The 14618-nt window shown below is 63.5% G+C and carries 14 protein-coding genes; 5 read left to right on the top strand and 9 right to left on the bottom strand.

The annotated features are described in order from the left end of the window. Window positions 1-49: 49 nt before the first annotated feature. From BHD07_RS17515 to BHD07_RS17505, 3 genes are all read right to left on the bottom strand, one after another. Entirely contained in the window at window positions 50-367 is a 318-nt protein-coding gene (locus BHD07_RS17515; RefSeq protein ID WP_338282016.1) for a cupredoxin domain-containing protein, read from the bottom strand. Window positions 368-374: 7 nt separating this feature from the next. Next, a complete protein-coding gene (locus BHD07_RS17510) occupies window positions 375-899 on the bottom strand; it encodes a DUF4142 domain-containing protein (protein WP_100671196.1) in 525 nt (174 codons plus the stop codon). Window positions 900-976: 77 nt separating this feature from the next. Beyond that, a complete protein-coding gene (locus BHD07_RS17505; protein ID WP_338282014.1) occupies window positions 977-1660 on the bottom strand; it encodes an RNA polymerase sigma factor in 684 nt (227 codons plus the stop codon). Window positions 1661-2079: 419 nt separating this feature from the next. On the opposite strand from BHD07_RS17505, the gene BHD07_RS17500 reads away from it, so the two are divergent. Then, a complete protein-coding gene (locus BHD07_RS17500) occupies window positions 2080-2364 on the top strand; it encodes an acylphosphatase (protein ID WP_100671198.1) in 285 nt (94 codons plus the stop codon). Here the strand turns inward: BHD07_RS17500 and pcaF are convergent, their stop codons facing one another. The 3 genes from pcaF to BHD07_RS17485 are packed head-to-tail and all read right to left on the bottom strand — an operon-like array spanning window position 2365 to window position 5227. After that, on the bottom strand, window positions 2365-3567 hold the full coding sequence (gene pcaF / locus BHD07_RS17495; protein ID WP_338282010.1) for a 3-oxoadipyl-CoA thiolase: 1203 nt from the start codon (window positions 3565-3567) through the stop codon (window positions 2365-2367). Further along, window positions 3567-4352, bottom strand: coding sequence for a CoA-transferase subunit beta (locus BHD07_RS17490; protein ID WP_338282008.1), 786 nt, complete (start codon window positions 4350-4352; stop codon window positions 3567-3569). Before BHD07_RS17490 ends, pcaF begins: the two co-directional genes overlap by 1 nt. Window positions 4353-4366: 14 nt before the next feature. Beyond that, window positions 4367-5227, bottom strand: a complete 861-nt coding sequence (locus BHD07_RS17485; protein ID WP_338282005.1) for a CoA transferase subunit A — start codon at window positions 5225-5227, stop codon at window positions 4367-4369. 130 nt (window positions 5228-5357) lie between these two features. Between BHD07_RS17485 and BHD07_RS17480 the strand changes: the two genes are divergently transcribed. Then, window positions 5358-6113, top strand: coding sequence for an IclR family transcriptional regulator (locus tag BHD07_RS17480; RefSeq protein WP_275600120.1), 756 nt, complete (start codon window positions 5358-5360; stop codon window positions 6111-6113). 507 nt (window positions 6114-6620) lie between these two features. Here BHD07_RS17480 and ggt read toward each other — a convergent pair. Together ggt and BHD07_RS17470 are read right to left on the bottom strand one after the other, a co-directional pair. Then, complete coding sequence (ggt, locus tag BHD07_RS17475) at window positions 6621-8366, bottom strand: gamma-glutamyltransferase (RefSeq protein WP_338282002.1); 1746 nt, start codon at window positions 8364-8366, stop codon at window positions 6621-6623. A 209-nt stretch (window positions 8367-8575) separates the two neighbouring features. Continuing rightward, window positions 8576-9238, bottom strand: a complete 663-nt coding sequence (locus BHD07_RS17470; RefSeq protein WP_100671208.1) for a sulfite oxidase-like oxidoreductase — start codon at window positions 9236-9238, stop codon at window positions 8576-8578. A gap of 172 nt (window positions 9239-9410) precedes the next feature. On the opposite strand from BHD07_RS17470, the gene pobA reads away from it, so the two are divergent. The 3 genes from pobA to BHD07_RS17455 all read left to right on the top strand — a co-directional run bounded on the left by pobA (window position 9411) and on the right by BHD07_RS17455 (window position 13634). Further along, window positions 9411-10583 (top strand): 4-hydroxybenzoate 3-monooxygenase, encoded by a 1173-nt coding sequence (gene pobA / locus BHD07_RS17465; RefSeq protein ID WP_338282000.1) that lies wholly within the window; start codon window positions 9411-9413, stop codon window positions 10581-10583. 90 nt (window positions 10584-10673) lie between these two features. Beyond that, window positions 10674-11594 carry a LysR family transcriptional regulator gene (locus BHD07_RS17460; RefSeq protein ID WP_338281998.1) on the top strand — a complete coding sequence of 307 codons (921 nt, stop codon included), beginning with the start codon at window positions 10674-10676 and terminating at the stop codon, window positions 11592-11594. Between the two features lie 150 nt (window positions 11595-11744). After that, a complete protein-coding gene (locus tag BHD07_RS17455) occupies window positions 11745-13634 on the top strand; it encodes a bifunctional sugar phosphate isomerase/epimerase/4-hydroxyphenylpyruvate dioxygenase family protein (protein WP_338281996.1) in 1890 nt (629 codons plus the stop codon). Window positions 13635-13663: 29 nt separating this feature from the next. Here BHD07_RS17455 and pcaQ read toward each other — a convergent pair whose 3' ends face one another. Continuing rightward, window positions 13664-14605, bottom strand: coding sequence for a pca operon transcription factor PcaQ (gene pcaQ / locus BHD07_RS17450; protein ID WP_026168720.1), 942 nt, complete (start codon window positions 14603-14605; stop codon window positions 13664-13666). Window positions 14606-14618: the final 13 nt, after the last annotated feature.

Genomic DNA, 14618 nt, shown 5'->3' with positions numbered 1-14618 from the left:
TGTCGGTTGCTTCAGCTCCCTCCGCCTACGGGCGGGAGGGAGCTGCGGGTCACGGCCGCACGGTGATGTGGCCCTTCATGTTGGGATGGTAGCGGCAGATATAATCGAAGCTGCCCGCCTCCTGAAGCACCAGCCGGCCGGATTTCTTCGCCGGCAGAAGCACGTCCGCACGGCCTTTGACGGTCGCCGTGTGGACGAGCGCATCCTTGTTGATCCACTCGACCTCGTCGCCCACCTTCGCCTCGATCTCCACGGGCAGGTAGACGAGGCGATCGATCGTCACACGGATGGTTTCGGCTTGAGAAGGAGTGGCCACGACGGCCGCTCCCATCGAAAATAAGACAGTTGCCGCTCGCGTCATGAACATCGCGGTCTCACTTCAATTCGGCCGCGACGTGTTCGGCATGCTGCTGATGTCCCTGGAACAGCTTAAGCCCGGTCTCGAGCAGCGATTTGAGTTCTGCATTCTGAGCCGACGGTATCAGCAGCGTTTCCAGCGCGCCGTTGACCTGCTTGTGGTAGGCGACCTCATGCGCGATATAGGCCTTGTCGAATTCCTCGCCCTTGAGCTTCGCCAGCTCCTGCCGCTTCGCCTCGGCCGCTTGCGAGAGGGTCTTGCTCGTATCGTTGTCCTCGGGCGTGACGTTGAGCTTCTTGACGAGATCGAGGGCTTGCTTGTTAACCGACTCGTGGTCGCGCAGCATGCTCTCGGCGAATTCGACGACGGTCTCGTTCTTCGACGTCGCGATCGCCTGTTTGGCGGCTTCGATATCGAGCACGCCGGCAGTGTAGGCGATATGGGCGATCTGCGGGTCGGTCGGCTTGTCGTTGCCGAGTGCCCCGCCGGTGCCGAAAAGGAGGGCGATCACGGCCGTTGCGGTCGTCAGTCTGATGGTCATGGGATGTTCCTTTCCTCGAAGATCAAAGCGTGTTTGAACGCCACGCTTTGGATGCTTCGCGGCTCGAAGCGTTCCCGCTATTTTCCGTCTGTTTCCGGCGACCGAGGCGAAATGCGGGCAAGAACGGACTCGGTCAGACGTTCGCAGCGCTTTCCCGCGAAAGGAAAGGCATCCAGCAGAACCGGGCCGATCTGCCGCTCCAACTGCTCTTTCAGGATGCGGCGCGCCCGGTGCAGCCTGGTGCGTGCCGTTTCAGGCTTAAGACCAAGCAGGGCGGCCGCCTCGTCGTTGTCGAGCCCTTCGATGACGCGCAGCACGAATACGGTGCGGTAGGTGTCCGGGAGATCGTCCGTCAGCCTTTCGACGAGGTCGAGAATTTGTCGCTGTGCCATCGTCTTTTCCGGATCGCCGACGCCTGAGTTGAGGGGAAAGGCGATGATCTCCGCCTCTTGCGACTGCCGCATATCTTCGGCAAGTTTCATCAGCCGCCGTTTTTTCCGCAGGCGGCCGAGCGCCTCGTTGATGACGATCCGGGCGAGCCAGGTCGTGATCGCCGCATCGCCGCGAAAACCCTCAAAGCGCGTGAAGGCACGGACATAGGCCTCCTGCAGCACGTCTTCCGCATCGCTGTCGTTGCGCAGGATGCTCCGGGCGATCCGGTAGAGCTTGCGGTTATGTGCCTGCATGATCGCGCGGAAACGGGAGAGGTCCTGCGCAGGTGGCGGCGCATTCAGGCAAAGCTCGGTTTCAGCGATAGGCATGGTCGGGCTCCTTCTCGGATATTGGATGCCCCATCTCCGGAAATGTTCCCAGCTATGTGCCGGCCATGTTTCGGATCTTACCGCGGTCTGGTCTTTCAGGGATAACGGAATTCGGGATCGCGCTGGCTCGACGCCTCGGCTGAAAGAGAAAGCCCGGCGCGGGAGGAGGTGCGCCGGGCTTTCGATCCTGACCGGCAACTGGGAGGAGGAGGGTTGCCGATCCCGCGATGGAACTGGGAGGAGGAGTGTTCCATCGACAGTTATATAATAATGCTGCAGTGCAGCATCTTCAAGGCCGAAAATGAAATTTTTTCCGGCTGATAAAAGAAGGGACCGAGGTCCCGCGCCGGAAGCGTCAGGAAGACGCTTGCCTTAGCCGCCATTTGCGCCAGATTCGAAGCGGAAAGGAGGGCAACGCCATGACGAAGGACCGCAGGGCCGCTTTGGTCAGAATTACCGGACGGGTACAGGGCGTGTGCTTTCGCGACTGGACACGCGAGGAGGCCGAAAGGCTCGGCCTTGACGGTTGGGTTCGCAACGAGAGCGACGGCTCGGTGACCGCCCTCATCGCCGGGCCGGACGGCGCCGTCAGCAGAATGCTGGATCATTTCTGGAAAGGGCCGCCCGGCGCTTCCGTCGCCGATGTCGCAAGCGAGGAGGCTTCTTCCGTCGAAGCGCCCGCGGGATTTCGCATTACACGATAACTACACCCGCTCCAGCGCCACCGCGATGCCCTGACCGACGCCGATGCACATGGTGGCGAGCGCGGCGCGGCCACCCGTCTCGGCGAGCTCCAGCGCTGCCGTTCCGGTGATGCGCGCACCCGACATGCCGAGCGGATGGCCGAGTGCGATGGCGCCGCCGTTGCGGTTGACGCGGGGATCGCCGTCGGCGATTCCCAGCGCGCGCAGGACCGCAAGTGCCTGGCTGGCAAAAGCCTCGTTGAGTTCGATGACGTCGAACCGCTCCTGCGTCACGCCGAGCCGTGTCATGAGTCTCTGCGAGGCGGGCACCGGTCCCATGCCCATGATGCGCGGCGGCACGCCTGCCGAAGCGCCGCCGAGGATGCGGGCCATGGGTCGCAGCCCATATTTACTGGCAGCCTCCTCCGAGGCGATGATGAGCGCCGCAGCGCCGTCATTGACGCCCGAAGCGTTGCCGGCGGTGACGGTGCCGCCCTCCCGGAAGGGAGCCTTGAGCCTGGCGAGCGCTTCGATGGTCGTGGCGCGCGGATGCTCGTCGCGGTCGACGACGACGGGTTCGCCTTTCCTTTGAGGGATGGTGACGGGGACGAGCTCGCTCGCAAGGCGGCCGTTCGTCTGGGCGGCCGCGGCCTTTGCCTGGCTGCGCAGGGCGAAAGCGTCCTGGTCCTCGCGCGAGACCTTATAGTCTTCGGCGACGTTCTCGCCGGTCTCCGGCATTGAGTCGACCCCATATTGTGCCTTCATCAGCGGATTGACGAAGCGCCAGCCGATCGTCGTGTCGTGAATTTCGGCGTTGCGCGAAAAGGCGCTCTCGGCCTTCGGCAGCACGAAAGGCGCCCGCGACATGGATTCGACGCCGCCGGCGATCATCAGTTCGGCCTCGCCGCATTTGATCGCCCGGGCGGCCGCAATCACGGCATCCATGCCGGATCCGCAGAGCCGGTTGATCGTCGTGCCGGGAAGGGCGACGGGCAGCCCCGCAAGTAGCAGCGACATGCGCGCGACGTTGCGGTTGTCCTCGCCCGCCTGGTTGGCGCAGCCGAAGATCACGTCATCGACCGCTTCCCAGTCGACCGACCTGTTGCGGGCCATCAGCGCCTTCAGCGCAATGGCGCCGAGGTCGTCGGCGCGCACCGACGCGAGCGAGCCGCCGAAGCGGCCGATCGGAGTGCGGATATAGTCGCAGATACAGGCTTCGCGCATCAGGTGGCCTCTCTTCCCGCGGCCTCGTGGGCTTTTTTGGTGCGGGCGTTGATGTCGCGCAGAACGACAAGCTCGGTCTCGGTCGGTGCCGGTGTTTCGATGACGGTCTCCGCGAATTTGATCGGCCAGCCGCAATTTCCGGCGATCTGATCCCGGGTGACGCCGGGGTGCAGGGAAACGACGGTCAATTCCTTCGTCTCCGCATCCGGCTCCAGAATGCAGAGATCGGTGACGACGCGGGTCGGGCCGCTGGTCGTCAATCCAAGCCGCTCCCGATGATTGCCGCCTTCGCCGTGTCCCATGGAGGTTACGAAGGGCAGCCTTTCCACGAAGCCGCGCTTCGTCAGCGCCATGGTGATGAAGATGCGGCCGCAATTGGAGGCGATTTCCGGCGCGCCGCCGCCTCCCGGCAGGCGCACCTTGGGATGGTCATAGGGGCCGACGACGGTCGTGTTGAGATTGGCGAAACGATCGATCTGCGCGCCGCCGAGAAAGCCCGTGGTTATCCGGCCGCCCTGGAGCCAGTAGCGGAACATTTCCGGCACCGAGACGGTGAAAAGCGCGGTATCGCAGAGCTCTCCGTCGCCGATCGAGAGCGGCAGTACGTCGGGCCTGGTGCCGACGGTGCCGCTCTCATAGATCAGCGTGATATCCGGCGCATGCGTCAGCCGCGCCACATTGCAGGCGGCTGACGGAGCGCCGATGCCGACGAAGCAGACGTCGTCGTTGGAGAGCGCGCGCGCCGCGGCGACCGTCATCATCTCGGTGGGGGTGAAATCAGTCATTCTTCGCTTTCCCCTCAAGCAACCTTGGCCGCTGTCTTCGCGGCGTGGCGGGCGAAGTCCTCGGGTTTGGCGGCAAGGACGTTCTCCCTGATCCATGCGTTGAAGGTTCCCCGTTCGCGCGCAATCTCGTCCCAACGGATGTAGAAGGCGTTGGAGCGGGGATAGTAACCATGCGCATAGGACGGGAAGGCGCCCCCCGGCACATGCGCGACGGCGGTCACCGCCCACTCCGGCAGCACCACCGAATTGGGGGAGGGCGGGTCGAGTTCGTCGACGATCTCCTCGACCGTTACGATCGAGCGCCTGGCGGCGAGCACCGCTTCCTTCTGCACGCCGACGATCCCCTCGATCAGGACGTTGCCCTTGCGGTCGGCGCGTTGGGCATGGATGATCGTGACGTCCGGGCGGATTGCAGGCACCGCGGCGAGCACCTCGCCGGTGAAGGGGCAGGTCACGCTTCTGATATTGAGGTTCACCTTGGGCAGGTCGGCGCCGATATAGCCGCGGAAGGACGCAAAAGGCAGGTTCGCGGCACCCGCCTCATAAGCATTGGCCATGGCCGCATGCGAATGTTCCTCGATCTCGATCGGCCGCGGCCATTGGTTCTCGACCGCATCCCGGAAGCGGTGCAGCGAGCCGACGCCCGGATTGCCGCCCCAGGAAAACTTTATGCCCCGCGCCGCACCGACGCCGATCAACTGGTCGTAGAGGATGTCGGGCGTCATGCGCACGAGGAACAGGTCCTTCCGGCCCTGGCGAATCACCTCGTGTCCCGCGGCATAGGGGATCAGGTGCGTGAAGCCTTCCATCGCCACCGTGTCGCCATCCCTGACATTCTCCGCCACCGCCTCGGCGAGAGACACTATCCGCGCCATCGTTTTCCTCCAGTGATGTTCGAGCCGAATAAGCGCCTGTTCCTCCCAGGCGTCAATTTCTTTTGTGCGAAATTTGACATTTGTTCGTATGCCGCACAAAATCGCAGGCCAGAAACCGGCGGGAGACACGATGCGGGAAACGGATTTCGTCAGCGGCTTTGCGCGCGGTCTGAGGGTGATCGAAGCCTTCGGCGAGTCGCAGCCGCGGCTTTCGATCGCCGACGCCGCGAAGATCACCGGGCTCGACCGGGCGACCGTCAGGCGATCCCTGCTGACGCTGTCGCAGCTTGGTTATGCCAATTACGACGGCAAGTTCTTCACGCTCACACCGAAGATCCTGAGGCTCGGCCATGCCTATCTTTCGGCGACGCCGCTGCCGGCCATTGTCCAGCCTTACCTGGACCAGCTCGCGGAAAGAGCCGGGCAGAGCGCTTCCGCCTCGGTGCTCGACGGGACCGAGATCGTCTATGTGGCACGCGCGTCGCAGCGCCGGGTGATGTCGATCAACCTGACGCCCGGCTCGCGTCTTCCCGCCTATTGCGCCTCGATGGGGCGGGTGTTGCTGGCCGCACTACCCGAGACCGAGGCACGCGAAATACTCGGACGTTCCGACTTGAAGGCGAACACACCGCTGACGAGAACCGACCCGGAAGAGCTGGTGGCGGAATTGCGGCGGGTTCGCGACGAGGGCTATGCGGTTATCGACCAGGAACTGGAGCTCGGCCTCTGCTCGATCGCGGTACCGGTCGCCAATGATCGCGGGCAGGTGCTCGCGGCCGTGAACATCGGCGCATCCGCCGCCCATGTGCCGGCCCGCGAGATGGCGGAGCGCTTTCTGCCTCTGCTCAGGGAAACACAAGCCGCATTGCGGCTTGTATTGCGCTAGGCGTGTTGAGATCGGATACCCGCGGCGGGTTGTTTGATTTCCTCATTCCTGTGACGAGCACAGGGGCGAGGGTGGAGAGGGTGCGGTTCCTCGGCGCGCTTCATAAACCGTGAAGTTAGCGAGGCGGCGCGGGTCCCGCCCGTATATAGCGTCCCGCTTCGCTTCGATGCGAGAATGTAGACGTAACCTTTCATTGCGTGACGTATCCCCGGTCCCTCATTCCTGTGCTTGTCACAGGAATCCAGCCAGCCCAAGTCTTTGGGCTGGAAAGGCTCTTCCGCGCCGCAGACGCGGCGCTGCTGGATCTCTGTGACAAGCACAGAGATGAGGATGAGGAGAGATTGCAGCCCTCCGAAAAGTTTCCTGCAGCGCCGCGCGTCTTATGAGACGAGCAAAGGTCACTGTAGCCCTTTGAGCTGCTGCATGTTTTGTCCATTGACCGGCTACGAGCGGGATGGGGGCGGAAAACCGCACGCATTTTTCCTCATCCCGCTTTAGCCATCGCCCTCAATATCCTCGTGCCGCACCTGCGCCGATGCGGCTGTCGACGGCGCCGTTGTAGCGGGCGCCGCCGCCCGCCTCGATCTCGGCAACGTTCTCGCCGCCGACGAGGATGCCCGCTGCCTGACCCCAGATCATCCAGTTCTCGTCGACCTGAACGTCATGGCCCATGGCGGAAAGCAGTTTGCGCGTATCGGGCGAGAGAGCATAGGGCTCCATGAAGACCTTGTCCGGAAGCCACTGATGGTGGACGCGCGGCGCGTCGACGGCCTCCTGGATGTTCATGCCGTGGTCGATCACGTTGATGATCGCTTCCAGCGTGATGGTGATGATGCGGGCGCCGCCGGGGCTGCCGATCACCATGAAGGGCTTGCCGTCCTTCGAGATGATCGTAGGGCTCATCGATGAGAGCGGTGTCTTGCCGGCTTCGATCGCATTCGCCTCGCCCTGCACGAGGCCATAGAGATTGGGGGTGCCCGGCTTGGCGGTGAAATCGTCCATCTCGTTGTTGAGGAGGATACCCGTGCCGGGCGCGACGACGCCCGCGCCGAAGGAGCCGTTCAGCGTGTAGGTCACCGCAACCGCATTCCCCTCGTCGTCGATGATGGAATAATGGGTCGTCTCCTTGCTTTCGGTAAAGCCCGCCGGCATCAGCTCCTGGGAAACGCCGGCCTTGAACGGGTCGATCTTGGCGCGGATGTCTTTCGCGTAGCTCTTGTCGACGAGCTTTGCGACCGGGTTTTCGACAAAGGCCGGATCGCCGAGCGCGGTGTTGCGATCAACATAGGCATGGCGCATCGCCTCGATCATAGCATGCACCGTCTCGGCCGAGCCGTAACCGAGATAGGCGAGCGGGTAGCCCTCGAGGATGTTGAGAATCTCGCAGATGATCAATCCGCCTGACGATGGCGGCGGCGAGGAGACGATGTCATAGCCACGGTAGTTGCACTTGACCGGCTCGAGCTCGCGAACCTGATAGCGCTCGAAATCCTCCTTGGCGAGAATGCCGCCCTTATCCGTGCTCGCCTTAACGATCGCGTCGGCGATCGCACCCTTATAGAAGGCGTCCGTGCCTTTTTCGGCGATGCTCGAAAGCGAAGCGGCAAGATCGGTCTGGACCAGCCGGTCACCGGCTGCAAAAGGCTGGCCGTCGGGCTTCAGGAAGATGGCGGCGGCCGCCGGATCCCTGGCGAGCCGCTCGGTCTCGCCGTCGAATGACTCGACGTCACCCTGTTCGAGCACGAAGCCCTCGCGCGCGAGCTTGATCGCCGGATCGATCAGCTCCTTCAGCGGCCTTGTGCCGTAACGGCTGCGGGCGAACTCGAACCCCATGACCGGTCCGGGCACGCCGACTGCGAGATAGCCTTCGGTGCTCAATCCCTCGACGAGATCGCCCTTGTCGTCGAGATACATGGTCTTGGTGGCGGCGAGAGGCGCGCGCTCGCGAAAATCGAGGAAGGTCGTCTTGCCGTCCTTGAAGCGGATGGTCATGAAGCCGCCGCCGCCGATGTTGCCGGCCGTCGGGTAGACGACGGCGAGGGCATAGCCGACCGCAACCGCCGCATCGATCGCATTGCCGCCCTTCTTCAGGACCTCGACGCCGATGTCGGATGCAAGATGCTGGGCGGTCACGACCATGCCGTGCTCGGCCTTGACCGGCTCTGGCGAGGCCGCCAGGACCGGCCGCGGCGAGAACGTACTCAGCGCGACGATCAGGGTAATGGACAGGGATTTCAGGCAGGGACTGCGCATGCTTTCCTCCCGGACAGGAATGTTGGCTTCAAGTTCGGCGCGGGGATGCGTTACCGCCCCCCTCAACCGGGGACTGTAGCATCAAAAATCACGAGTTGCAGTCGAAGACGAGAGCGTCAGAGCATTTCCGTTTTTCTCCGAATCGCGGACACTCTCTAATTGCTTTTCCGCAATCCCGGACGGAAAACCACACTCATCCCGCGCTGGCGTCAATCGCCGGAATAGCGCTCCTCGAGCCACGGATCGCCCCGCATGTGGTAGCCGTTCCGCTCCCAGAAACCCGCCGAATCGGCCGCGCGAAAATCGATGCGCTGCAGCCACTTGGCGCTTTTCCAGAAATAGAGATGCGGGACCACCAGGCGCACCGGCCCGCCATGGGCCCGCGTAATCGGCGCGCCCTCCCAGGCGGTCGCGAGGATCGCATCCTCGGCGGCAAAGTCGGCGAGCGGCAGGTTGGTGGTGTAACCGTCAAAGCTCGTCAGCATGACAAAGGCGGCCTCCGGCTTCGGCATGACGCGATCGAGAAGATCGCGCGTGGATACGCCACGCCAATTGTTGTCATAGCGCGACCAGGTCGTCACGCAATGGATGTCGGAGAGGCTGTCGCTCTGAGGCAACGCCTGGAAGGCGTTCCAGTCGAGCGAGAGCGGGTTCTCGACGAGGCCGGTGACGTCGAGCCGCCACGTCTCGTGGGTCAGGTGCGGCTGCTGCCCTAGATCGAGAACCGGCCAGTCCCTGACGAGATGCTGACCGGGCGGCAGGCGGTCCGTCTCCGGACGGGCAATGCGGCCGGTGAGAAACTTGCCGTCGGCCGCCCAGCGGCGCTTCGTGGAAGTCAACTTGGTTTCCGGCGCCTGTGTTTCGTCGGCCACGACTGCTCTCCCCTCATGTTTCCTTCGATCGTATCGCGATTGACGGAAAAAAGCATGCAGCAGATCAAAGCGCTACAGCCGAGCCGCCGGCGATGTACGATAGCGGAAAGAATTCGCGTGCCGATACCGGCCGGTCAACTGCAATTTCCCGGGGGGAAGTGGGAGGACAATCATGCGCACTCAGGTCGTCATTATCGGCTCCGGGCCTTCGGGGCTCCTGCTCGGGCAATTGCTGACGGGAGCGGGGATTGCCAATGTGATCCTCGATCGCGCGACCAAGGATCACATTCTCGGCCGTGTGCGCGCCGGCGTTCTGGAGGAAGGCACGGTGCGGCTGATGGAGGAGGCGGGCTGCGGCGCCCGCATGCATGCCGAGGGCCTCCCCCATGACGGCTTCTCGCTCGCCTTCGACGGGCGCGACCATCGCATCGACCTCTTCGGCCTGACCGGCGGAAGGAGGGTGATGATCTACGGGCAGACGGAACTCACCCGCGACCTGATGGACCATCGGGAACGGGTCGGGGCGCTCTCGATTTACGAAGCGGCGAACGTGATGCCGCGGGATTTCGACGGGCGGACACCGCATGTCGCCTTTGAGAAGGACGGGATTGCGCAGCGCATCGACTGCGACTTCATTGCCGGCTGCGACGGCTTTCACGGGGTGAGCCGACGTTGCCTGCCGGAAAGGGCCATCCGCAATTTCGAGAAGATCTATCCCTTCGGCTGGCTCGGCATCCTTGCCGACGTGCCGCCGGTCGATCACGAACTGGTCTATGCCAACCACCCGCGCGGCTTCGCGCTCTGTTCGATGCGCTCGCACACGCGCAGCCGCTATTACATCCAGTGCCCGCTGGAGGAGAAGATCGAGGACTGGGACGATAAGCGCTTCTGGGACGAATTGCGCCGCCGCCTGCCCGCCCATCACGCCGAGCGCGTGGTGACGGGTCCCTCCTTCGAGAAGTCCATCGCTCCGCTCCGCTCCTTCGTCGCCGAGCCGATGCGGTTCAACCGGCTGTTCCTGGCGGGTGATGCCGCCCATATTGTTCCGCCGACCGGCGCCAAGGGCCTGAACCTTGCGGCGAGCGACGTGCACTATCTGTTCGAGGGATTGCTCGAACACTATCGGGACCGCTCGAATGCCGGCATCGACGCCTATTCGGCCCGCGCACTCGCCCGCGTCTGGAAGGCGGTGCGCTTCTCCTGGTGGATGACGACGATGCTGCACCGCTTTCCGGAGACCAGCGACTTCGACCAGCGAATCCAGGAGGCGGAACTCGATTATCTCACCCGCTCGCGCGCGGCGGCGACCGCGCTCGCGGAGAACTATGTGGGGCTGCCGTTTTGAGGCCGCACGCAAACTCCCTGGACGCTACTTGCGCGCGGATACCGGCTCTGCTCGACTGCCGCCGGTGAGGCAGCCGCCAGGGAGGGTGCGATGGGGCTTACGCTACGCCAGATCGAAGTGATCCGGGCGGTGATGATCGCCGGCACGATCGCCGGCGCGGCGCGTCTGATGAATGTCGCCCAACCGGGGGTCAGCCGGACGATGAAGCATATCGAAAGCGCGCTGGGGATAAAGCTCTTCGTCAAGAAGGCTGGACGTTACGTGCCGACCGACGAAGCGCGCGACATCTTCGCCCAGCTCCAGGAGGTCCATCGCAAGGTCGACGACCTGCAATTTTCCATCCGTCAGCTGGAGCGAGGACGAGGTGTTGAACTTGCGCTCGGCTCGGTGCCGAGCATTGCGAATGCGATGATGCCGCAGGCCATCGCCGGGCTTATGCGGCGCTACCCGGACATCCGCATCAATTTCGATATTCTGAGGATAGAGGAGGCGATCGATTACCTGTTGCTCGGCAAGGGAGAGCTGGTCGCGATGAGCTATCATCTCACCCATCCCTCGATCACGTTCGAGCCCCTGTCCAAAGGGCACCTCGTCTGCATCGCCGCCAGGGAGCATCCGATTGCCGGCCGGACCGAAATTTCCGCCCGCGAGATCGCCGCGCATCCGCTCATCGGTATCGACCCACGCGATCCCTACGGGGCGATCATGGCGGGCATATTCGAGGGGGAGAAGCTCGAATATCGTACCCCGATCAGGGCGCGTTTCGGCACGACGGTTTGTGCGCTGGTCAAGCGGAATCTCGGCATCGCGGTCATCGACGCCTTCACCGTGGGCGGTATCGCCGACCAGGAACTGGCCGTCATTCCGATCAGCGAGGATACGGAGTTCCAGACCTATGTCGCCTATCGCGCCGACGCCGCGCTCTCCAGCTATGCCGAGCGGCTGGTCACGACGCTGCGCCGCGTCATGGATGAATCGACCCGCCGTTCGCGCGGCGGCCGAGATACATAGCAACAGGTTATGGAGGACGAAAAAAACGGTATTTGCGGTATAGGTAAGAAGTGACCATCATCAAGCCTTCGACGCTTCGCCTTTTTGCGGAAGCAAGCCGGCCCTGCCACGCGGACCGGCAAAGGACGAGGCCGGCGAGAGGAGATCGGCATGAAGACCTCGATCGCGACCGTTTCGATCAGCGGCACTCTTTCGGAGAAGCTCGCCGCCGTCGCTGCGTCAGGCTTCGATGGCGTGGAGATATTCGAGAACGATTTCCTGACCTTCGACGGCTCGCCGGCGGAGGTCGGCCGCATGGTGGGCGATCACGGCCTGGAGGTGACGCTTTTTCAGCCGTTCCGCGATTTCGAAGGCCTGCCGGAACCGCACCGGTCGCGTGCTTTCGACCGGGCGGAGCGCAAGTTCGACGTGATGCAGGAGCTTGGAACGGAATTGATGCTCGTCTGTTCCAGCGTTTCCCCGCTCGCATTGGGCGGCATCGATCGCGCTGCCGACGACCTTCGGGAACTGGGCGAGAGGGCGGCCAAGCGCGGCTTGCGTGTCGGCTACGAGGCGCTTGCCTGGGGCCGCCACGTCAACGATCATCGGGATGCTTGGGAAATCGTGCGGCGGGCGGACCACCCGAGTATCGGGCTGATCCTCGACAGTTTCCACACCCTGTCGCGCAATATCGACCTGCGGTCGATCCGCTCCATTCCGGGGGACCGCATCTTCATCGTTCAGCTCGCGGACGCGCCGCGAATCGACATGGATCTGCTTTATCTCAGCCGCCATTTCCGCAACATGCCCGGCGAAGGCGATCTTCCGGTCGTCGATTTCATGCAGGCTGTCGCCGCGACCGGCTATGACGGCGCCCTATCGCTCGAAATCTTCAACGACCAGTTCCGGGGCGGATCACCCAGGGCGATCGCCGAGGATGGACATCGTTCCCTGGTCTACCTGATGGATCGGGTGAAGCGGCGCGAACCGGTCGCGAAGAGCGCGGAGGCAATGCCCGACCGCGTCGAGGTGCTGGGCGTCGAGTTCGTGGAGTTCACCGCCGATCGGGCAGAGGCGGAGGCGCTCGGGTCGCTTCTGGGAACCATGGGTTTTCACGCGGTTGCCTCACATCGCGAGAAATCGGTGGCGCTCTGGCGCCAGGGTCGCGATCGTGGAGGCGTAAACATCGTCATCAACACCGAGCAGCATGGCTTCGCTCATTCGAGCTACCTAGTGCACGGGGCATCGGCCTATGCGATCGGCCTGAAAGTGCCCGATGCCGCGGCCGCCGTCGAACGCTCGGGCGCGCTCGGGGCCGAAATATTCCGGCCCGAGGCAAACGAAGGCGAGGGGGCGATGGCCGCAATCCGCGGCATCGGCGGCGGCTTGATCTATTTCCTGAACGAGGCCGACGACGTCTGGTCGCGCGAGTTCGTCCGGTCGGGAAAGGCGCCTCAGGGATCATCGCCCCTCGTCGCCATCGACCATGTGGCGCAATCCATGCAGGCGGAGGAGCTCCCGAGCTGGCTGCTTTTCTACACGTCCATCCTCGATGCCGACAAATCGGCAGAGGTCGATATCGTCGATCCTGCCGGTCTGATCCGCAGCCAGGTCGTGGAGAATGCGAGCGGGACGCTCCGGCTGACATTGAACGGAGCGGACAACCACCGCACGCTGGCAGGCCACTTCATAGCAGAGAGCTTTGGCTCGGGTGTCCAGCATGTGGCCTTCCGCACCGACGATATCTTTGCGGCCGCCGACCATATGCGCCGCAGCGGCTTTCGCCCATTGGCAATCTCGCGCAACTACTATGACGACATCGAGGTGCGGTTCGGGCTCGAACCTGACTTCGTCGATCGACTAAGGGAAGAGAGCATCCTCTATGATCGCGATGAGGAAGGCGAGTATTTCCAGATCTACGGCCCGACCTATGGAGAAGGCTTCTTCTTCGAAATTGTCGAGCGGCGCGCCGGCTATCGCGGCTACGGCGCAGCCAACGCGCCCTTCCGCATCGCCGCTCAGAAGCGCTCGCTTCGACCCGCCGGAATGCCGGCTCTTTAGGGTTGGCGAGGGGTTCACTACCCCGGGTGCTACGCCGTCCTCTTTGCTTCCGCAGCCATCGCCGTCCCGGCCGCCTCGCGCAGCGTCTGCATCAGGATCGAGAGCGGCAGCGACGGGATAGCGTCGGTCCGCATGGTAAGCCCGACGGGTCCCCTCGTCTCGCTCGTGTCGACCGGCAGCGCCGCCAACACACCATCCGCGATATCCGTGGCGACGACGCCCGCCGATATGATCCAGATGGCGTCGCTGGAGCGCACGAACGCCCGGCCGAAGGAGTCGGAAACGGTCTCGATCTGGTTCGCAAGGCCGGCGATGCCGTTGGCGATCAGGAAATGCTCGACGAAGGGGCGGATGATCGAGGCGCGGGTAGGCATCAGCACCGGATAGTCGCTCAGATGCGCGAACACAGATTGTTTGCCGGAGATGAGCGGATGTCCGGCGCGCACCGCGAAGACCACCTGTTCCGAGTAGAGATGCTCGAACGAGAAGCCGGTCATCTTGTCCGGAGCGGCGAGCCTGCCGACGACGAGGTCGAGATCGCCGACGCGCAATTGTTCGAGAAGCACTGCGTTTTCACCGGTGACGATCTTGATGCGTGCGCCGGTCTTCTCTTTCAGGAAGAGTGCGATGGCGCGCGGCATGATGCGGGTCGAAACGGTCGGAAGCGCACCGACGCGGATCGGCGGGCCTTCGCCGGACCGCTCCTGCGAGACGGAATCCAGGCCTTGGCGCAACGCCGTCAGCGCGGCGCCTGCATGGCGCAGAAAGACCTCGCCGTAGCGCGTGATCTTGATGCCGCGCCCCTCGCGCTCGAAAACTGCGACGCCCAGAACCTCTTCGAGTTCCCGGATCGTCTTGGTGACCGCCGGCTGCGTGACATGCAGGAGTTCGGCCGCCTTCACCACGCTCTTCTGGCGCGCGACCTCGACAAATGTCTGCAGATGGCGAAACTTAACGCGAGCGTCGATCACGGATCGCATAACC

It is taken from the genome of Sinorhizobium sp. KGO-5, from assembly GCF_036245905.1.
GTDB classification, from domain to species: Bacteria; Pseudomonadota; Alphaproteobacteria; order Rhizobiales; family Rhizobiaceae; genus Sinorhizobium; species Sinorhizobium meliloti_A.
Note: the sequence above shows the minus strand (reverse complement) of the source record. Positions and strands in the feature narration are given on the sequence as shown.